The organism is Actinoplanes regularis (assembly GCF_900188005.1).
GTDB lineage: Bacteria > Actinomycetota > Actinomycetes > Mycobacteriales > Micromonosporaceae > Actinoplanes > Actinoplanes regularis.
The window spans coordinates 391,100-410,793 of record NZ_FZNR01000001.1 but is presented as its reverse complement, the minus strand read 5'-3'; the positions used below and the strand labels follow the sequence as shown (position 1 = coordinate 410,793).

The 19,694-nt window shown below is 70.4% G+C and carries 15 protein-coding genes and 1 pseudogene; 11 read left to right on the top strand and 5 right to left on the bottom strand.

What is annotated here, in order from left to right:
- The first annotated feature begins 39 nt into the window (after window positions 1-39).
- Window positions 40-1,452, top strand: a complete 1,413-nt coding sequence (gene hflX, locus CHC09_RS01750) for a GTPase HflX (RefSeq protein WP_089291146.1) — start codon at window positions 40-42, stop codon at window positions 1,450-1,452.
- Between the two features lie 102 nt (window positions 1,453-1,554).
- Complete coding sequence (locus CHC09_RS01745; RefSeq protein ID WP_143232187.1) at window positions 1,555-3,243, top strand: WD40 repeat domain-containing protein; 1,689 nt, start codon at window positions 1,555-1,557, stop codon at window positions 3,241-3,243.
- Between the two features lie 159 nt (window positions 3,244-3,402).
- On the opposite strand, the gene lexA is transcribed toward CHC09_RS01745, so the two are convergent.
- Window positions 3,403-4,212, bottom strand: coding sequence for a transcriptional repressor LexA (gene lexA / locus CHC09_RS01740; RefSeq protein WP_089291144.1), 810 nt, complete (start codon window positions 4,210-4,212; stop codon window positions 3,403-3,405).
- Between the two features lie 251 nt (window positions 4,213-4,463).
- Here lexA and CHC09_RS46085 point away from each other — a divergent pair, with 251 nt between their 5' ends.
- The 4 genes from CHC09_RS46085 (at window position 4,464) to CHC09_RS01725 (ending at window position 9,361) form a co-directional block, all read left to right on the top strand.
- A complete protein-coding gene (locus CHC09_RS46085; RefSeq protein WP_179276918.1) occupies window positions 4,464-4,604 on the top strand; it encodes a hypothetical protein in 141 nt (46 codons plus the stop codon).
- A gap of 320 nt (window positions 4,605-4,924) precedes the next feature.
- Window positions 4,925-5,446 (top strand): transcriptional regulator NrdR, encoded by a 522-nt coding sequence (gene nrdR / locus CHC09_RS01735; RefSeq protein WP_089291143.1) that lies wholly within the window; start codon window positions 4,925-4,927, stop codon window positions 5,444-5,446.
- A gap of 59 nt (window positions 5,447-5,505) precedes the next feature.
- Entirely contained in the window at window positions 5,506-8,400 is a 2,895-nt protein-coding gene (locus CHC09_RS01730) for a vitamin B12-dependent ribonucleotide reductase (RefSeq protein WP_089291142.1), read from the top strand.
- 316 nt (window positions 8,401-8,716) lie between these two features.
- Window positions 8,717-9,361 (top strand): hypothetical protein, encoded by a 645-nt coding sequence (locus tag CHC09_RS01725; protein WP_143232186.1) that lies wholly within the window; start codon window positions 8,717-8,719, stop codon window positions 9,359-9,361.
- Between the two features lie 6 nt (window positions 9,362-9,367).
- On the opposite strand, the gene CHC09_RS01720 is transcribed toward CHC09_RS01725, so the two are convergent.
- Window positions 9,368-9,916: a hypothetical protein gene (locus CHC09_RS01720; RefSeq protein WP_089291140.1), complete on the bottom strand. Its 549-nt coding sequence runs from the start codon at window positions 9,914-9,916 to the stop codon at window positions 9,368-9,370.
- A gap of 154 nt (window positions 9,917-10,070) precedes the next feature.
- On the opposite strand from CHC09_RS01720, the gene CHC09_RS01715 reads away from it, so the two are divergent.
- Window positions 10,071-11,252 carry an MFS transporter gene (locus CHC09_RS01715; RefSeq protein WP_089291801.1) on the top strand — a complete coding sequence of 394 codons (1,182 nt, stop codon included), beginning with the start codon at window positions 10,071-10,073 and terminating at the stop codon, window positions 11,250-11,252.
- Between the two features lie 104 nt (window positions 11,253-11,356).
- On the opposite strand, the gene CHC09_RS01710 is transcribed toward CHC09_RS01715, so the two are convergent.
- On the bottom strand, window positions 11,357-12,262 hold the full coding sequence (locus tag CHC09_RS01710) for an alpha/beta fold hydrolase (RefSeq protein WP_089291139.1): 906 nt from the start codon (window positions 12,260-12,262) through the stop codon (window positions 11,357-11,359).
- 170 nt (window positions 12,263-12,432) lie between these two features.
- Between CHC09_RS01710 and CHC09_RS01705 the strand changes: the two genes are divergently transcribed.
- Complete coding sequence (locus tag CHC09_RS01705; protein WP_089291138.1) at window positions 12,433-12,984, top strand: hypothetical protein; 552 nt, start codon at window positions 12,433-12,435, stop codon at window positions 12,982-12,984.
- A gap of 34 nt (window positions 12,985-13,018) precedes the next feature.
- Here the strand turns inward: CHC09_RS01705 and CHC09_RS01700 are convergent, their stop codons facing one another.
- A complete protein-coding gene (locus CHC09_RS01700) occupies window positions 13,019-13,708 on the bottom strand; it encodes an iron-dependent transcriptional repressor DtxR (protein WP_089291137.1) in 690 nt (229 codons plus the stop codon).
- Window positions 13,709-13,909: 201 nt separating this feature from the next.
- Here CHC09_RS01700 and CHC09_RS01695 point away from each other — a divergent pair, with 201 nt between their 5' ends.
- Entirely contained in the window at window positions 13,910-15,094 is a 1,185-nt protein-coding gene (locus CHC09_RS01695; RefSeq protein WP_089291136.1) for an acetoin utilization protein AcuC, read from the top strand.
- 3 nt (window positions 15,095-15,097) lie between these two features.
- Complete coding sequence (locus CHC09_RS01690; RefSeq protein ID WP_089291135.1) at window positions 15,098-17,650, top strand: bifunctional acetate--CoA ligase family protein/GNAT family N-acetyltransferase; 2,553 nt, start codon at window positions 15,098-15,100, stop codon at window positions 17,648-17,650.
- Between the two features lie 44 nt (window positions 17,651-17,694).
- Here the strand turns inward: CHC09_RS01690 and sigB are convergent.
- A pseudogene (gene sigB, locus CHC09_RS01685) lies at window positions 17,695-18,652 on the bottom strand (RNA polymerase sigma factor SigB).
- Between the two features lie 243 nt (window positions 18,653-18,895).
- On the opposite strand from sigB, the gene CHC09_RS01680 reads away from it, so the two are divergent.
- Window positions 18,896-19,681, top strand: a complete 786-nt coding sequence (locus CHC09_RS01680) for a sporulation protein (protein ID WP_089291800.1) — start codon at window positions 18,896-18,898, stop codon at window positions 19,679-19,681.
- Window positions 19,682-19,694 lie beyond the last annotated feature (13 nt).

The window sequence follows — 19,694 nt, the reverse complement described above, 5'->3', positions numbered from 1 at the left end:
CGGTGACACGTGCCAGGATCGGGTTACAGGAGGTCACTTTTGCGAAACACGTACCAGACACCCGTCCTTGACGAGCCGGATCTGACTACCGGCGATCTCGAGCTCGAGGAGCGGCACTCGCTCAGGCGGGTGGCCGGTCTCTCCACCGAGCTCACCGACATCACCGAGGTCGAGTACCGCCAGCTGCGACTGGAGCGTGTCGTGCTGGTCGGCGTCTGGACCGAGGGCAGCGTCGATGACGCGGAGAACTCGCTGGCCGAGCTCGCGCAGCTCGCCGAGACCGCCGGTTCCCAGGTCCTCGAGGGCCTGATCCAGCGCCGTAAGCAGCCGGACGCGGCCACCTTCATCGGCCGGGGCAAGGTCGACGAACTGCGTGACGTGGTGGTCAGCACCGGCGCCGACACGGTCATCTGCGACGGCGAGCTCTCCCCGTCCCAGCTGCGCAAGCTGGAGCAGGAGGTCAAGGTCAAGGTGGTCGACCGGACCGCCCTGATCCTGGACATCTTCGCCCAGCACGCGAAGAGCAAAGAGGGCAAGGCTCAGGTCGAGCTGGCCCAGCTGCAGTACCTCCTGCCGCGACTGCGCGGCTGGGGTGACTCGCTCTCCCGGCAGGGTGGCGGCGCGGGCGGCGGTTCCGGCGGTGGCGGCGTGGGCACGCGCGGTCCCGGTGAGACCAAGCTGGAGACCGACCGGCGCCGGATCAACTACCGGATCTCGCGGCTGCGGCGCGAGATCAAGGCCATGCGCACGATCCGGGAGACCAAGCGGTCCCGCCGGCAGTCCAGCGGCACGCCCGCGGTGGCCATCGCCGGTTACACCAACGCCGGCAAGTCCAGCCTGCTGAACCGGCTGACCGAGGCCGGCGTGCTGGTCGAGAACGCGCTCTTCGCCACCCTCGACCCGACCACCCGGCGCACCGCGGCGGAGGACGGCCGGGTCTACACCCTCTCCGACACCGTCGGGTTCGTCCGGCACCTGCCGCACCAGATCGTCGAGGCGTTCCGCTCGACGCTGGAGGAGGTGGCCGAGGCCGACCTGGTGGTGCACGTCGTCGACGGCGCCCACCCCGACCCGGAGGGTCAGGTCAGCGCGGTCCGCGAGGTGCTCGGCGAGGTCGGTGCGGACCGGATTCCCGAGCTGCTGGTGGTCAACAAGATGGACGCCGCCGACGAGGAGACGGTTCTGCGGCTCAAGCGGGCCTGGCCGGATGCCGTCTTCGTCTCGGCGCGCTCCGGATCGGGCATCCACGAGCTGCGGACGGCCATCGCGGAGCGGCTGCCCCGGCCGGCGGTGGATCTGCGGATCCTCCTGCCGTACGACCGGGGGGACCTGGTGGCCCGGGTGCACCGGACCGGTCAGGTGCTTCAGTCCCGGCACCTGGATGACGGCACGGAGCTGCAGGTCCGGGTCGACGAGCGACTCGCGGCCGACCTGGAACCGTTTCGTTGCTGAGCGTTACCTGTGTCGGGTACCAAATCAGACACCTGGTTACCTTTGACCTGGCTTGATCCACGCGTTACACCGATGGGTGACGCCGCATGCGACACTGTGCGGATGCGGCGTCTCGTGTTCTCGATCGTGCTGGGCGTGGGTCTGGTAGCGATCGGTGGCACCGGCGCGTCTGCCGCTGACCCGACGCCACAGCCGACGGTCAGTGCCAAGGCGACGGCCGGTAAGAAAATTTGTCAGGTCAAGGATCCGCTCCTCGACGAGATCTCCGGTCTCGTCGCGACGAAGACCGGCTTCGTCGCGATCAATGACAGCACGGACGACCGGCGGAGGAAGATCTTCTTCCTCGACACCAAGTGCACCGTCAAGAGCAAGATCGACCTGGGCGGCTCGCGGGACACCGAGGACATGGTCCTCTCGCCCGACGGCAAGACGCTCTGGATCGCCGACACCGGCGACAACGACGTGCTCAAGGGCGGCGGCGACACCCGGACGAACGTCGCGCTGTGGAGCGTGCCGCTCAACAAGGGCAAGGACCCGGTGATCCACCGGCTCAGCTACCCCGACGGGGACAAGCACGACGCCGAGGCGCTGCTGCTGGACGGTGACGGCACGCCGATCATCGTGACCAAGGAGCTCAGCAACGCCTACATCTACAAGCCGTCCGCCGCGCTGAAGAACAACAACGACACCGGCGTTCCGCTGACCAAGGTCGGTGAGCTGTCGCTGTCGCCGACCGAGACCAAGGGCAACGCGTTCGCCATGACCTTCAACCGAACGGTCACCGGCGGGTCGATCGCCCCCGGCGGCGGCAAGGTCGTGCTGCGCACCTACACCGACGCGGTCGAGTGGGACGTCAAGGGCGGCGACGTGTTGGCCGCGCTGAAGACCAAGCCGCGCGTCACCGGCCTGCCGAACGAGACGTTCGGCGAGGCGATCTCGTACAGCCCGGACGGGAAGTACTTCTTCACCGTCTCCGACATGAACGGCGACGAAGACGCCGAGAACTCGATCCTGCGGTACGAGCCGGCCACCGAGGTCGCGACGATCTCCAAGAAGCAGTCCACCGACGGGGCCGCGTCCGACTCGTGGTACTCGGACCTGAGTGTGGGTGACATCACGAAGCTGGTCGGCGGGGTCGGTGTCCTCGGCTTCCTGCTGGTCGCGATCGGCGTCATCGGGATCGTCCGGTTTCGTAAGGCGAACCCCCGTGGGGCCGACGTAGACGACGCTCCGAGCGGTGCGATCGCCAAGGCGGACCCGAAGACCGAGCTGATCGGCGTCGGCAGCGGGCCTGTTCCGCCGCGCGGCGGTGCTCCCTTCGCCGACGGGCCGAGTGGCCCGGTGTACGGCGCGAAGGCCGCCGGCGGCCAGCAGCAGCGCCCCCCGGTGTACGGCGGTGGTAAGCCCAACGGTGGCGGTGGCCCCGGCGCCGGCGGACCGCAGTACGGCCGGCCCGCCGGTCAGCAGCCGCGCGGTCCGCAGCAGCAGCCGCCACGGCCTCCACAGCAGCAGCCGCCGGCCCGTGGCCCGCAGCAGCGTCCGCAGGGCCAGCAGCAGCCGCCACGGCCCCCGCAGCAGCCGCAGCGTGGTCCGGGCCCCCAGCAACAGCCACGTGGCCCTCAGCCGCCGCAGCGGGCCCCACAGCAGCAGCAACCCAATCGTGGTGGCGGCGCTGGCGGTGGCGTCTACGGCGGCCAGCAGCGTCCGCCGCAGGGCGGTGGCCAGCCGCCTCGCCCCGGCACCTACGGCGGTGGACGTCCGCCCCAGGGCCACGACGGCGACCGTCGCTGAGTCAGCACAAAGGGCCGGTACCTCGTACGGGGTGCCGGCCCTTTGCCGTTCCAGGTATTGCCGGGAGCGACCGCGGCGTCGCGACGCCGCAGCCACGGGGCGTGGCTGCGAAGCCTGCGGACGGGACGCGTAGGTCGTACCGGACGAAGGTTTTGAATCTCAGACGCGGCGCAGGACCGCGACCACCTTGCCCATGATCGTCGCGTCGTCACCGGGGATCGGGTCGAAGGCCGGGTTGGCCGGCATCAGCCAGACGTGACCGTCGCGCTGGCGGTAGCTCTTCACGGTCGCCTCGCCGTCGATCATCGCGGCGACGATGTCACCGGCCTCCGCGGTCGGCTGCTGGCGCACCACCACCCAGTCGCGGTTGCAGATCGCGGCGTCGATCATCGAGTCGCCCTTGACCTCGAGCATGAAGACGTCGCCCTCGCCGACCAGCTCGCGCGGCAGCGGGAAGAAGTCCTCCACCGTCTGCTCGGCCAGGATCGGGCCACCGGCGGCGATCCGGCCGACCAGGGGGACGTAGGCCGGCTGCGGCCGGGCGGCCCGCAGCGCCTCGTCGTCGACCGTCTCGCCGGGGGAGCGGACGTCCACGGCGCGTGGCCGGTTCGGGTCGCGCCGCAGGTAGCCCTTGGTCTCCAGGGCCTTCAACTGGTACGCCACGCTGGAGGGTGAGACCAGGCCGACGGCCTCGCCGATCTCCCGCACGCTGGGCGGGTAACCGTACTTCTCGCCCCACTCGCGGATGAAGTCGAGGATCCGCCGCTGCCGGGTGGTCAGGTCGTCGGCGACCGGCTGCGTCACGTTGCCGAGCGGGGTCACCGAGCGCAACTGCGGGGCGTCCGCCGAGCGGGCCCGGCTCGGCGTGCGGCGACGCATGGCGGCCGCGCTGCTGCCGGACTCCGGGGTCCTGGTGGGCTGCTGCCCGATCGGTTGCTGCTGTCGGCTCGTGCGGTCGTCGGTCGACACGTCCGCCCTCCCTGTCGGCCAGTGCCTCTCGGCACGTGGTGCGTCGCGGAGCCGGACGCGCCGTGGGGATGACGTTTGTCCGGCTGACCCCTCTTGAGAGGAAACCGTAGTAGGCGGGTCCAGCTTATTCAAACATCTGTACGAGATTTCTCCGGCGTGTCGTGTCCGGAGACTGGATTTTCGTACTCCCGTTCTGATAGACCGTCGTACGGGCGTTCTATCGAACGGGTGTCCGAGAGAGGGGATCTGTCATGGTGATCACTGGTGAAGCCAGGCACGCCGCGCCACCCCTGCGACTGACCCGGCGCGGCCGGGTGGTGCTCCTCGGCCTCTTCTTCGCCATGGCGATCCTGGCGAGTGTCGTGCTGTTCACGACCGCGTCGCATACCTGACCGTTTTCGTCCGGCGCGGCGTCGTCGCCCGGTCGGCAATCGGTTTCCCGACGCGCCCGGTGACCGTGCCGTCACTCCAGCGTGTTGAGGCGCAAAATACGGCGCGTCGGCACGTCTGCCAACTTGCATCGGCGTCCGCCGCGGCATAGCGTCGTCCCCAACATCTAGTGGTTACAAGTTGTAAGTCATCCACAGGTTGGGTTTTCCCTCCCCGGTTTTCCGCAAGTCAAGTCACAGTCCCGCGATGGTCGGTACATTGCGAGGCTGTGCTTCGGCGTGTCTGGATCTGCCCGGGAGAGGGGGCGAAGGGAGAGATCGCGGTGCGTTGCCCGTACTGCCGGCACGCCGACTCGCGTGTCGTGGACTCGCGCGAGGCCGACGACGGTCAGTTGATTCGTCGCCGTCGCTCGTGTCCCGAGTGCGGCAAGCGCTTCACCACGGTCGAGGAGGCGGTTCTCGCGGTGGTCAAGCGCAGCGGCGTCACCGAGCCCTTCAGCCGGACGAAGATCATGAGTGGCGTTCGGAAGGCCTGTCAGGGCCGGCCCGTCGACGAGGACTCGATCGCGCTGCTCGCGCAGCGGGTCGAGGAGACCGTCCGGGCGCGGGGCGCCGCGGAGATTCCGAGCCACGAGGTCGGCCTGGCGATCCTCACGCCGTTGCGTGAACTCGACCAGGTCGCCTACCTGCGGTTCGCCAGCGTCTACAAGGCCTTCGACTCACTCGACGAGTTCGAGAACGAGATCGCCGCGCTCCGCGACGCGCCGATCGTCCGGGAAGCCGGGACGCGACACGCCGTCGCGCCGCGGTCCGGCACGGCCCGCGCACCCAAGATCAACGGCTGATCACCCGGCCACACGAGAGCTACACCTGTCAGCAGCACTACGAGGGGGAGCACGTTCATATGGCCGGAGACGGCATCACTGCGGGTCGCCAGCGCAGCCGGGCAAGCGCGAACGGCGTGGCAGCCGGGGGGCTGAGTGTGGAGCGGGTGTGGACGACGGCGGGCGTCCACCCGTACGACGAGGTCGAGTGGGAGCGCCGCGACGTCGTCATGACCAACTGGCGTGACGGCTCGATCAACTTCGAGCAGCGCGGCGTGGAGTTCCCGGCGTTCTGGAGCGTGAACGCCGCGAACATCGTGACGACCAAGTACTTCCGGGGCGCGGTGGGGACGCCCGAGCGGGAGACCTCGCTCCGGCAGCTGATCGACCGGGTGGTCAAGACCTACCGGAAGGCCGGCGAGGAGCACGGTTACTTCGCCACCCCGGCCGACGCCGAACTGTTCGAGCACGAGCTGACCTGGATGCTGCTGCACCAGGTGTTCAGCTTCAACTCGCCGGTCTGGTTCAACGTCGGCACCAAGTCGCCGCAGCAGGTCAGCGCCTGCTTCATCCTCTCGGTCGACGACTCGATGGACTCGATCCTCGAGTGGTACAAGGAAGAGGGCCTGATCTTCAAGGGCGGCTCCGGCTCGGGCGTCAACCTGTCCCGGATCCGGTCGTCCAAGGAACTGCTGTCGTCCGGGGGGACGGCGAGCGGTCCGGTCAGCTTCATGCGCGGCGCGGACGCCAGCGCGGGCACCATCAAGTCCGGTGGCGCCACCCGTCGTGCGGCCAAGATGGTCATCCTCGACGTGGACCACCCGGACATCGAGGAGTTCGTCTCGACCAAGGCGCGCGAGGAGGACAAGATCCGCGCGCTGCGGGACGCCGGCTTCGACATGGACCTGGGCGGCGCCGACATCGTCAGCGTGCAGTACCAGAACGCCAACAACTCGGTGCGGGTCAGCGACGAGTTCATGCGGGCGTACGAGGAGGGCACCGAGTTCGGTCTCCGTGGCCGGCTCAACGGCGAGGTCATCACGACCATCGACGCCAAGAAGCTGTTCCGCGGCATCGCCCAGGCCGCGTGGGAGTGCGCCGACCCGGGCCTGCAGTACGACGACACCATCAACGACTGGCACACCAACCCCGAGACCGGCCGGATCACCGCGTCCAACCCCTGCTCGGAGTACATGTCGCTGGACGACTCGTCCTGCAACCTGGCGTCGCTCAACCTGATGAAGTTCCTCAAGGCCGACGGTGGCTTCGAGGTGGAGAAGTTCGTCAAGAGCGTCGAGTTCATCATCACCGCGATGGACATCTCGATCTGCTTCGCGGACTTCCCGACCGAGAAGATCGGGATCACCACCCGGGCGTACCGCCAGCTCGGCATCGGGTACGCGAACATCGGCGCCCTGCTGATGGCGTCCGGCCTGCCGTACGACTCGGACGGTGGCCGCAGTGTCGCCGCGGCGATCACCTCGCTGATGACCGGTACCGCGTACCGCCGCTCGGCCGAGCTGGCCGGCGTCGTCGGCGCGTACGACGGCTACGCCCGCAACGCCGAGGCGCACCAGCGCGTCATGCGCAAGCACGCCGCCGGCAACGACGAGATCCGTCCCCAGGGCGTCGTCGCCACCGAGATCGTCCGTGAGGCCACCAAGCAGTGGAAGAACGGCAACAAGATCGGTGAGAAGAACGGCTGGCGCAACGCCCAGGCGTCGGTGCTCGCCCCGACCGGCACCATCGGCCTGATGATGGACTGCGACACCACCGGCATCGAGCCCGACCTGGCGCTGGTCAAGTTCAAGAAGCTGGTCGGCGGCGGCTCGATGCAGATCGTCAACCAGACCGTGCCGCGCGCGCTGCGCAGCCTCGGATACCCCGAGGAGCAGGTCGAGGCGATCGTCGAGCACATCTCCGAGCACGGCAACGTGGTGGACGCGCCCGGCCTCAAGCCCGAGCACTACGCGGTCTTCGACTGCGCCATGGGCGAGCGGTCGATCGCCCCGCTCGGCCACGTCCGGATGATGGCCGCGGTTCAGCCGTTCATCTCCGGCGCCATCTCCAAGACGGTCAACATGCCGGAGACGGCGACCGTCGAGGAGATCGAGGAGATCCACTACCAGGGCTGGAAGCTCGGCCTGAAGGCGCTCGCGATCTACCGCGACAACTGCAAGGTCGGCCAGCCGCTCTCGGCGGGCAAGACCGCCAAGGCGGCCGCTCCGGTCGAGGAGAAGGCGGTCGAGAAGATCGTGGAGAAGGTGGTCGAGTACCGCCCGATCCGCAAGCGGCTGCCGAAGAAGCGCCCGTCCGAGACGGTCTCCTTCTCGGTCGGCGGCGCCGAGGGCTACCTCACCGCGTCGTCCTACCCGGACGACGGCCTCGGCGAGGTCTTCCTGAAGATGTCGAAGCAGGGCTCCACCCTGGCGGGTGTCATGGACGCCTTCTCGGTGGCGATCTCGATAGGGCTTCAGTACGGCGTCCCGCTCGAGACGTTCGTCAGCAAGTTCACCAACATGCGCTTCGAGCCGGCCGGGATGACCGACGACCCGGACGTGCGCATGGCGTCCTCGGTGATGGACTACATCTTCCGTCGCCTGGCGCTGGACTTCCTGCCCTACGACACCCGCTCCGAGCTGGGCATCTTCACCGCCAAGGAGCGCGTCGCCCAGGCCCAGGCCGAGGCCGCCGCCGAGGCCGCCGCGGTCGACCTGGCCGGGATGGCCGCGTCCGCCCCGGTCGTCACCCCCGGCTCGGCCACGGTCACGGTCGCCGAGGCGAAGGCCTCGACGAGCGCTCCGGAGCCGGCCAAGGAAGCGCCGGCCACCGCCGGCTCCTCGACCGAGCTGCTGGAGATCGTCACCGGCCACGCCGCGGACGCGCCGCTCTGCTTCACCTGCGGCACGAAGATGCGCCGCGCCGGCAGCTGCTACGTCTGCGAGGGCTGCGGCTCCACCTCCGGCTGCAGCTGAAGCCGGGATGTCTCCGGTGACTGACTCCTGAAAGCAGTCACTGGCGTCCTACCTCGGATGCCTCCCACCCGTCTCCGGGTGGGAGGCATCTGCCTCGGGCGTGCTGCCGGTCGATGCGGACGGCAGACAAAATCAAGATCCATTTCCGGGTACGACCTGTGGGGCCCCGCGGCCAGGCTCACGCCGAGTCCCGTGCCGACCTCGCGCGAGGCCCGCGCACCCCGGCCCCCTGCCGCGAGCTCGGCATGGGCGCTGTTCTGCTGCTGACGACCGGCACCGCCGGCCGGCGGGTTGACCTGGCATTACGGTGGGATTCGTGCACGAGCCTCACGATGAGCCAGGTCTGCTGGAGCCCGCTCAACTGTTCGCCGCCCTGCGGCACGGCGCTCCGGATCTCCCGCCGGTGGTGTCGCCGCACGACGTGGTGATCGCGGCGGCCGGCACCTGGGGCCGGTACGGCTCTGTCATCGTCCTCCGGCGTGACCACGAGGAGGACAACGCCCTGCTCGACGACGTCTACCTGCTGGAACGTTCGCCCGAGGGCGAGTGGCTGTGGCCCGGTGGCGGCTCGGGCTCCGGCATGCCGGAGTGGGTGCTCGACCGTCCCGACGGACCTCTGCCCGGCTCGCGCGGCAGCGACCTGGTGAACCTGGGCGCCCAGCTGGCCCAGGTCGGCGGCGACTGGCTGGCGGAGCTGACCGTGATGGCGAGCCGGGCCGTCACCACCGTCGAGGTGCGGTACGGCGGCGCGGAGATCTCCGTCCGCGTCCCGCCCAGCGGCCTGGTGACCCTTCCCGGTGTCGTCGGCTCGCCCGATGATGTCGCCGAGTTCAGGGGCTTCGATGACACCGGCGGTCTGCGAGCCGTCGAACACTACCGGCCCCTGACCGAATCCGACCGCCGGGACGGCTGGCCCGACGAGTCGCTGTGGGTCCGCAGCGACTCCCGTGACCGAATGTGAGCAGTCTCAGCGCCGGGCGGGCGCCTCGCGGAGCCAGGCGCCGAACTCCACCGCGCTGCGTACGCCGTGCTTCAGCACCGCGGTGCAGATGTCGAAGCCACCGACCTCGTCCGGGTACTCCGGGCGCTGATGCCAGATGGTCTTGATGGCCAGGATCGCCTGCCGCTCCTCGTCGGTGATCCGGCCGGCCAGGTCCCGGTGCCACTCGCTGACGTCGCCGTGATCGTCGTGCAGCCAGACGGAGAGATCGACCCGCCACTCGCCGACGGTCAGCGTCACGTGGAAGCGCTCGTCGCGCTGTTTGCCGGTGGGGGAGCGGTCGCCACGCTCGTCCACGTAGGAGAACGCGGTCAGGCCCGGGATCTGCACCGCCTTGCCGAGCAGCGCGAGGACGTCCTCGGGTTTGAAGTCCGGACCGCCGAGCAGCATGACGTCGAGGTCGCGCCAGACCATCAGGCCGGACACGTAGCTGCCGGTGGGGACGAGCGCTCCGAGCGGCTCGAGCAGCGCGAGCACGGAACGCGCCTCCGCCTGTAGTTCTTCGGGCCGGCCCATGTCGCCCTCCTTCCGTATCCGTCGACCGGGCCTGTGGTGTTCGGCACGGTCGTGTCACCGGTGCCCATTGTGGGACGTGCCCGCGGCGTGGCCGTTGCCGGGCCCGCGGATCTACCCCGGTGACCTCGGCAGCTTTAACGTGTAAGTTCTAGTGGTGAGCAGCTTAGACGTCGTATCGACCCGGGTGAACGCCGCCAAGATCGCAGTTGGCGTCACGTTCGCCATGAACGGGCTGGCCCTCGCGGGCTGGCTGTCCCGGGCACCCGCCATCCGGGACGGGCTGGAGCTCTCGATCGCCGGGTTCGGCCTGCTGCTGCTCTGCATGTCCGGCACCTCGGTCGCGTCGATCCCGCTGGCCGGTCCGCTGGTGCAGCGGGTGGGTCCGGCCCGGGCGGTGTTCCTGGGCAGCATGTCGATGGCCTTCGGCCTGGCGGTGCTGGCCACCGCGACGCTGCTCGGCTCGGTCGTCCTGGCCGGCCTGGCACTGCTCTTCTGCGGCTTCGGCACCAGCACCTGGGACGTCGCGATGAACGTCGAGGCGGCCGACGTCGAGCGCCGGCTCGGGCGGACGATCATGCCCCGCTTTCATGCCGGCTTCAGCCTGGGCACGGTGGGCGGCGCCGGGGTCGGTGCGGTCGCGTCGGCGAGCGGCCTGCCGATCTGGGCGCAGCTCTACCTCACGACCGCGATCGTCGTGGTGGTCCAGATCATGGTCGTCCGCCGCTTCCTGCCGCACGTCGACCCCGAGCCCGGCGCGAAGCCCGCGATGACCGCCGGCCAGGCGTGGCGGGAGCCGCGGACCATTCTGATCGGCCTGATCCTGCTCGGATTCGGCTTCACCGAGGGCAGCGCCAACGACTGGCTCGCGATCAGCCTGGTCGACGGCTACCACGCCGGGGACACACTCGGCGCGATCGGTTTCGGCGTCTTCGTCACCGCGATGACCCTGGGCCGGATGTACGGCGGCCCCGCCGCCGACCGCTGGGGCCGGGTCCCGGTGCTCCGCCTCACCGCGGTCGCCGCCGTCGTCGGCCTGCTCCTGGTCGTCTTCGGCGGCTCGGTCCAGGTCGCCCTGGTCGGTGCCCTCTTCTGGGGCGTCGGCGCCTCCCTCGGCTTCCCGATCGGCATGAGCGCCGCCGCCGACGACCCGCTCCGCGCCGCCATGCGCGTCTCGGTCGCCGGTTCGATCGGCTACGGGGCGTTCCTGGCCGGCCCGCCGCTGATCGGCTTCCTCGCCGAGCACTTCGGCGTCCGCAACGGCCTGCTCTGCGTCTTCGGCGCGCTCGTCATCGGCCTGGTCGCCTCGCACGCCGCCAAGCCGCTCCCCACCCGCTGATCGAGTCCCGGCCGCCGGTGCCGCAGGGAACCCGGCCGCCGCTGAAAACCTGGCCGCTGCCGGGACCCGGCCGCCGGCGGGTTCCCAACGGCCGGGAGCGTGGGTCAGCGGTGCTCGCCGAGGAAGTCGGTGATCAGCGAGGCGAGCAGGGTGGGCTGTTCGATCACCATGGCCTGGGAGGCGTCGGCGAGCTCGAAGTGGCGCACGTGCGGAGACCGCTGAGCCTGGGCCAGCAGGTAGCGGCGGTGGGCGGCGTACAGGTCGGCGAACGGCTGCTGCTCCGGCAGGTCCCGGGTGGCCAGCACGAGCAGCTCGGGGCAGGTGGTCGCGGCGTAGACCGGGGCCAGGTCCAGCTCGCTCATCAGGGCGCGCAGTTGAGTGGTGGTCTCGAAGGAGGGGCGGAACGTTGTCCGTCCGTCCTTGCCGTGCACCAGGTTGCGCCGGAAGCCCTCGACCCACACCTTCTCGTTGGCGCCCATGTCGCGCGCCGCCATCTGCTGCCGCTCCACCAGGTCGGCCAGCTCGTCGGCCTCGACGGTCTGACCGGCGGCGGCCTCGATCATGTCGAAGACGCCAGCCAGGCGCTCCAGGTCGGCGGCGGCCTGCTCCGGGCTGAGGCCGGGAAGCTGCTCGGGGCGGGTCGGCGGTGGGTTGCCGTCCAGGCTGACGACGCCGGGCGACTCCGGGTGCCGCTGGCCCCAGAGCGCGGCCAGCATGCCGCCCAGCGAGTGTCCGACCACGGCGGGGCGCTCCAGCTCCAGCTTCACGCAGACCGCGGCCAGATCGCCGAGCGCGGCGTCCCAGCTCCACGGGCCGTCCGCGGAGCGGCCGTGCCCACGCAGGTCGACGGTGACCACCCGATGGTGTGGCCGCAGCGCGCGCGCCAGCGTGGTCATCTGCGCGAGGTTGCCGCCCAGGCCGTGCAGGAGCAGCAGCGGGGGCTCGTCACCTCCGAAGTCACGAACGGCGAGCTGCACGTTCCCCACGTCGACAAGGCTGTCGTTGATCATTGCCCCTCCTCGTTTCCGCGCGAACCGTCGTCAACCGTAGGCGCTGACCGGCTCGAGAGCAGGCGCTCCCGAATCGCGAGGTAACGATTACCCCAAGTAATCAAGGGGTCGCCACTTTCCTGAAACGCTTCGGAGCAATAGGGTGTGCCCCGAACCCGGGAGGATCACAGGTGCGCAAGGTTCTGGCCGCACTCGGCGTCGTCATGTTGCTCGCCGTCTCCGGCTGCGACAAGCCGGACGACGCGGTCATCAGCCTTCCTCCGGTCGCTGCTCCCGAGGCCCCGGCCGCTTCGGCGGGAGGCGCCTGCATCCTCTGGGACTGGACCTTCATCGAGAAGAAGATCGGCGTCCGGTTCTCCGTCGCCGCCTCCGATCAGGTCGACGACACCTCGACGTGCGTGGTGCAGACGGTGAGCGGCTCGTGGCCGGACCTGTCGCTCTCCGTGGTCGAGCAGACCAAGGCGGACGCCAAGATCTTCCTGGCCTCCCGCATGCCGGAGAAGTCGGTCAAGCTCAAGGGCCTCGGCAAGGCGGGTTATCGCCTGAACACCGCGGCGACCGGCGGACACGGCCCGTCCGTGGAGATCGGCTGGCTGAGCGAGGCCGAGCAGCTCCAGACGCTGAAGTTCACCTTCGCCAAGGGCGCGTCGAACTCGGCGGTGACCCAGATGAACACCAAGCTGCTCGACCTGGCCAAGGCGATGGACACCACCGACGGGTGAGCTGGGCCCCGCCGAGGCGGAGCCCAGCCAGGGCTCAGCGAGCGGCGACGAACACCCGCGACGCCACCTCACGCGGCAGCCGGATCTTGTCCCCCGACTTGTCGATGGTGACCCCGTCCCGCTCCTGGGCGACCGTCACGGTCGTACCCGGATCGATGCCGGCGGCGTGCAGCTGCCGCAACACATCCGCGTTCGTCTGGACGCTCTCGCAGATCCGGGAGACCACGACGCTGCCGGTCAGGCCGGGGAACGCCAGGTTGCGCTCACCGTGGCCGAGCTGGTCGGGGGTGCCGTCCTCGGGCAGACCGAGCTGTTCCAGCCCGGGGATCGGGTTGCCGTACGGCGAGCGGGTGGGCTTGTTCAGCAGTTCGTAGACCCGGCGCTCGACCGAGTCGCTCATCACGTGTTCCCACCGGCACGCCTCCTCGTGGGCTTCCTCCCACGGCATGCCGATCACGTTGACCAGCAGCAGCTCCGCCAGCCGGTGCTTGCGCATGACGGAGACGGCGGTGTTGCGCCCCTCCTCGGTCAGCACCAGGTGACGGTCGCCCTCGACGGTGAGCAGCCCGTCCCGTTCCATGCGGGCGACCGTCTGGCTCACCGTCGGGCCGCTCTGGTGCAGGCGCTCGGCGATGCGCGCGCGCAGCGGAGGCACGCCTTCTTCTTCGAGTTCGAGAATGGTCCGGAGATACATCTCGGTGGTATCGACAAGGTCGTTCACGATGCGGTCCTCCCAGCAGCGATGTTACCGCGTGGCGGGGGGTTGACATCCGCCCCGAGCAAGTGCCAGGAGACCCTACCGGAGGCCGGGACCGCGTGATCTCGCCGGAGTACTGACAAAAGCCGCGGGTACCACAGAAGAATGCGGCGGGTACCGCAGACGGGGGAACCCGGCGCGGGGCGGAAACCGTGGGAGCATGGCGGCATGGCGGACGATCCGACGGCGGTGGTCTGGGACAAGGCCCTGCTCGACTACGACATGGGCGATCATCCGCTCAACCCGGTACGCGTCGAGTTGACCCTCGCGCTCGCCCGCGAACTGGGCGTCCTCGACCGCCCGGGTGTGCAGTTGATCACGCCGCGCCCGGCCACCGAGGCGGAGCTCACCCGGGTGCATCGGGAGGACTACCTCGACGCGGTGCGCCAGGCCCCGATCGATCCGTTCTTCCAGGGCTGGGGGCTGAACACCCCGGACAACCCGGTCTTCGACGGCATGCACGAGTCCTCGGCCCGGATCTGCGGCGCGAGCATCGCGGCCGTCGAGGCGGTCTGGCACGGCGCCGCGCGCCGCGCGGTGAACGTGGCCGGTGGGCTGCACCACGCGATGCCCGCGCGGGCGGCCGGTTTCTGCGTCTACAACGACCCGGCGGTGGCCATCGCCTGGCTGCTGGACCACGGCGCGCAGCGGGTGGCCTACCTGGACGTCGACGTGCACCACGGCGACGGCGTGCAGGCGATCTTCTACGACGACCCGCGGGTGCTCACGATCAGCCTGCACGAGACGCCGCTGGCGCTCTTCCCGGGCACCGGGTTCTGCGACGAGACCGGCGGCCCGGGCGCCGAGGGCACCTCGGTGAACGTGCCGCTGCCGCCGGGCACCGGCGACGCCGGCTGGCTGAAGGCATACCACGCGGTGGTGCCGTCGGTGATCCGGGCGTTCGCTCCGGAGATCATCGTGAGCCAGTGCGGGGCGGACGCGCACCGGCTCGACCCGCTCGCCGATCTGATGCTCTCGGTTGACTGCCAGCGCGCGGCGTACGTGGCGATGCGGGAACTGGCCGACGAGGTCTGCGGCGGCCGCTGGGTGGCGCTGGGCGGCGGCGGGTATGCCCTGGTCGAAGTCGTGCCCCGAGCGTGGTCGCACCTGCTCGCGGTGGCCACCGGCGACCCGCTGGACCCGAAGATCCCCACCCCGAAGTCGTGGCGCAGGCTCGCCGCCGAGCGCCGCCCGGGCACCGCTGTCCCGGAGACGATGGGTGACGGGGTGGAGCCGCCGGTGGAGGTCTGGTCGCCGGGGACCGAGAGCGATCCGGTCGACCGGGCGATCCTCGCGGCGCGGTCGGCGGTCTTCCCCCTGCACGGGCTCGACCCCCACGACCCCCGGGATTGACCGATGGAGCGCAGCGCAGACGTCCTGCTCGCCGACGGGAGTGCCGCGCACCTGCGGCAGATCGGCCCCGAGGACGCTCCGGCCATCGTGGAGTTCCACTCCCGGATGAGCGACCGCACCCGGTACCTACGGTATTTCTCGCCCTATCCGCGGATCCCGGAACGCGACCTGAAGCGGTTCGTCAACGTCGATCACCGGGACCGGGAGGCTTTCGTCACGGTCGCCGCCGACGGCCGGATCACCTCTGTCGGCCGGTACGAACGTCTCGGCCCGGACTCGCCGGAGGCCGAGGTCGCGTTCGTGGTGGAGGACGCCGAGCAGGGCCGGGGGATCGGCTCGGTGCTGCTGGAGCACCTGGCCGACGCGGCCCGCGACCACGGCATCAACCTCTTCGTCGCCGAGGTGCTCCCGGAGAACGGCGGCATGCTGCGGGTCTTCGGCGACTCCGGCTACCAGGTGCGGCGCCGCTACGCGGACGGCGTGGTCCATCTCAGCTTCCCGATCGCGCCCACCGAGAAGTCCCGTGAGGTGCAGGAGTCCCGCGAGCACCTGACCGAGGCCCGGTCGATCGCCCGGCTGATCGCCCCGCGCGGCATCGCCATCTACGGCGCCAGCGCCAGCGGCCACGGGATCGGCGCGGCGATGCTCGGCAATCTCCGTGACGGCGGCTTCACCGGGGGGATCGTGCCGGTCCACCCCACCGCCGCCCGGGTCGCGGGGCTCACGGCGTACCGGAAAGCCTCGGACGCCGGAACCCCCATCGATCTCGCCGTGATCGCTGTCCCCGCCGACCGTGTCGCGGAGGCCCTGGCCGACGCGGCGGCGGCGGGCGCGGGTGGTGTGGTGATCGGATCCTCGGGGTTCGCCGAGGCGGGTCCGGAGGGCGCGGACCGGCAGCGGCAGCTGATCGAGACCGCGTACGCCGCGGGGCTGCGGGTGATCGGCCCGAGCAGTTTCGGGATCGCCAACACCGATCCGGCGGTCCGGCTGAACGCCACCATGGCGCCGCGGCTGCCGGCCGCCGGCCGGGTCGGCTTCTTCGCGCAGAGCGGCGCGCTCGGGGTGGCGCTGCTGGCCGAGGCGGACCGGCGTGGCCTGGGTCTGTCCAGCTTCGTCTCGGCCGGTAACCGGGCCGACGTCTCCGGCAACGACTTGCTCCAGTACTGGCGGGACGATCCGGGCACCGACGTGGTGCTGCTCTACCTGGAGACGTTCGGCAACCCGCGCAAGTTCGCCCGGCTGGCTCGCCGGATGAGCCGCCACAAGCCGGTGGTCGCGGTGGCCTCGGCGACCCGCCCGCCCGGGCTGGCCGGCGACCTGCCCGGCCCGGACGCGCACGCGGTCACCGCGCTCTTCGCCCGTTCCGGGGTGATCCGGGTGGACACCGTGCAGGAGCTTTTCGACGTCGGCGTGCTCCTCGCCCACCAGCCGCTGCCGACCGGGAACCGGGTCGCCGTGGTCGGCAACTCGTCCGCGCTGGCCGCGCTCGCCGAGGTGGCCTGCCGGGCGGCCGGCCTGGTAGTGGCCGACGGGTACCCGCACGACCTGAGCCCGATGGCCTCCGCGCACGACCTGGCCGACGCGCTCGCCGACGCCGCGGTCGACGATCGGGTGGACGCGCTGGTCGTGGTCTTCGCCCCGGTGGTGCCCGGTCAGCAACTCTCCGAAGAGGACGCGGACTTCGCGGCGGCGCTCGCCAGCGTGGCGCTGGCCGGGGAGAAGCCGACCGTGGCGACGCTGGTCTTCGGCAAGGTGCCGCCCCGCGTCCCGGTGTACCCGTCGGTCGAGGAGGCGGTCCGCGCGCTGGCCCGGGTGGTCAACTACGCGGAATGGCTGCGCCGCCCGCCGGGCGTCATGCCGGCGCTGCCCGGAGTCGACCCGGCCGCGGCGGAGACCGTGGAGACGACGGCGGAGCTGCTGGCGGCGTACGGGATCCCGGTGGTTCCCTCGACGCTCGCCCGCTCCGCGGACGAGGCGGTCGCCGCCGCGGCGGAGCTGGGCTATCCGGTCGCGATCAAGACGGCGGACAGCGGCTTACGCCAGCGGATCGATCTGGGCGCGGTACGGCTGGCGCTCAACGACGAGGAGGGCGTACGTACGGCGTACCGCTATCTCGCCGCCACCTTCGGCCCGGACGTGCTCGTGCAGACCATGGTCGCGCCGGGCGTGGCGTGCGTGGTCGAGGTGATCGAGGATCCGGCTTTCGGCCCGGTGGTCGGCTTCGGGCTCAGCGGCGTGGCCAGCGAACTGCTCGGCGACCTGGCCTGGCGGGCCGCCCCGCTGACCGACCGGGCCGCCGAGGCGCTGGTCGACGAGCCGCGGGCGGCGCCGCTGCTGCACGGTTACCACGGCTCGACCCCGGTGGACCGGGCCGCGCTGATCGACCTGCTGCTGCGGGTGGGCCGGCTCGCCGATGAGCACCCGCGGGTGCGGTCGCTGCTGCTCAACCCGGTGCTGATGCGGCCGGACGGTTTCTCGGTGCTGCACGCGGCGGCCGAGTTCGGCACCCCGGGAGTCCGCCCGGACACGGGGCCACGGCGCCTGCACAGCGCATGAGAACGGCCCCGGAGACTCCGGGGCCGTTCTCAACGAAGCACAGCTCAGACGGCGTACGCCTCGAGGCGGGAGGCCCGCTCCGGGTCACGCAGCTTCAGCATCGTCCGTCACCTTCTCGATCTGGCGGATCCGCTCCCGGCTGAGACCGAACTCGCGGCCCACCTCGTCGAGGGTGCGCTGGCGGCCGTCGTCCAGGCCGAAGCGCAGCCGGATCACCGCGGACTCCCGCTCGGAGAGGGTGGCCAGCACGATCTCCACCTCGCTGCGCAGCTCGCCCTGCGCGGCGCCCTCACCGGGCTGGTTCGGGCCGGCCGCGGCGACGAAGTCACCGAGGGCGCTCTCCCCGTCCTCGCCGACCGCCTGGTCCAGGCTGACCGGCTCCCGGTCGTACGAGATGAGCTCGATGACCTGGTATTCCGGCACGCTCATCGCCTTGGCGATCTCCGCGATGCTGGGCTCCCGGCCGAGCTGGGTGGCCAGGTCCCGGCGGGACCGGACCATCCGGTTGACCTGCTCGACCATGTGCACCGGGATGCGGATGGTGCGGGCCTGGTCGGCCATCGCGCGGGTGATGGCCTGGCGGATCCACCACGTCGCGTAGGTCGAGAACTTGTAGCCCTTGCTGTAGTCGAACTTCTCGACCGCGCGGATCAGGCCGAGGTTGCCCTCCTGGATCAGGTCGAGGAAGGCCATGCCGCGACCGGTGTACCGCTTCGCGATGCTGACCACCAGCCGCAGGTTCGCCTCGAGCAGGTGGTTCTTCGCGGCCCGGCCCTCGGTGATGATGATCTTCAGCAGCGGCGCCAGGTCGGCGTCGGCGTCCGGCAGCTTCTCCTCGGCGTAGAGGCCCGCCTCGATCCGCTTGGAGAGTGTGACCTCCTCGACAGCGGTGAGCAGCCGGGTCCGGCCGATCCCGTTCAGGTAGGCGCGGACCAGGTCGGCGGAGACACCGCGCTCGTCCGTCGCGTCGAGGTCGGCCATCGGCTCGACCTCATCGGTCATGATGTCCTGAACCGTCGCCTTCGTCTCCAGCACCACTTCACTGCCTCCCCGTTCTCGTGCGTCCAGCCGCATCCGTGCCGGTGACGAGAAGCTTTGTCGCAGGCGCGTTAAGCGGAGGTGAGGCCAGCGTCCAGGTGGCATGAATCGGGGAGAACCCTGACGTCGGCAAGCCGACAAGAAGGGTGAAACGGGCGCTTTGTGGTTGTCGTACCGAGATAATGTGCTGGGCCGAGAGGAGTGACCGTGGTCTTCAAGAGGATGCTTCAGGCACTCGGGGTGGGCGGGCCGTCCATCGACACAGTGCTGGCGAACCCGAATTGCCGCCCGGGCGGTGAGCTGGCGGGTCAGGTTCATGTCGTCGGCGGCGACCACGCGGTCGACGTCGAGTACATCGCGATCGGTCTGATGACCCGCGTCGAGGTGGAGAGCGGCGACAACGAGTACCACACCGATCAGGAGTTCCACCGGCAGCGACTGACCGGCTCCTTCCGGCTCGAGGCGGGCGCCCGGCACGAGGTGCCGTTCCGCTTCCAGGTGCCGTGGCAGACGCCGATCACCGAGGTGTACGGCCAGCACCTGCACGGCATGACGATGGGTCTGGCCACCGAGCTGGAGGTGGCCCGCGCGGTCGACAAGTCCGATCTGGACGCGGTGAAGGTGCATCCGCTCCCGGCCCAGGAAACCATCCTGGAAGCGCTGCTGCGGCTCGGTTTCCGGTTCCACAAGGCGGACGTGGAGCGCGGCCGGGTCTACGGCGTGGAGCAGGAGCTGCCGTTCTACCAGGAGATCGAGTTCTACCCGCCGCCGCAGTACGCGAGCGGCATCAACCAGCTGGAGCTGACCTTCCTGCCCACGCCGAGCAAACTCCAGGTGGTGCTGGAGCTGGACAAGCGCGGCGGCCTGTTCACCGAGGGGCACGACGCGTTCGGCAGCTTCGACGTGGACTACGCGACCCTGGACCAGGTGGACTGGACCGGTCAGCTGGACAACTGGCTGCGCCAGGCCGCCCGCCGCCGCGGCCTCTTCTAGCCGGGGCTCGGCG

Coding starts and splice junctions, on each gene's coding strand:
- CHC09_RS01745 (WP_143232187.1), top strand. CDS start 1,555: ATGCGGCGTCTCGTGTTCTCGATCGTGCTGGGCGTGGGTCTGGTAGCG.
- CHC09_RS46085 (WP_179276918.1), top strand. CDS start 4,464: ATGGTGATCACTGGTGAAGCCAGGCACGCCGCGCCACCCCTGCGACTG.
- CHC09_RS01730 (WP_089291142.1), top strand. CDS start 5,506: ATGGCCGGAGACGGCATCACTGCGGGTCGCCAGCGCAGCCGGGCAAGC.
- CHC09_RS01720 (WP_089291140.1), bottom strand. CDS start 9,916: ATGGGCCGGCCCGAAGAACTACAGGCGGAGGCGCGTTCCGTGCTCGCG.
- CHC09_RS01710 (WP_089291139.1), bottom strand. CDS start 12,262: ATGATCAACGACAGCCTTGTCGACGTGGGGAACGTGCAGCTCGCCGTT.
- CHC09_RS01695 (WP_089291136.1), top strand. CDS start 13,910: ATGGCGGACGATCCGACGGCGGTGGTCTGGGACAAGGCCCTGCTCGAC.
- CHC09_RS01690 (WP_089291135.1), top strand. CDS start 15,098: ATGGAGCGCAGCGCAGACGTCCTGCTCGCCGACGGGAGTGCCGCGCAC.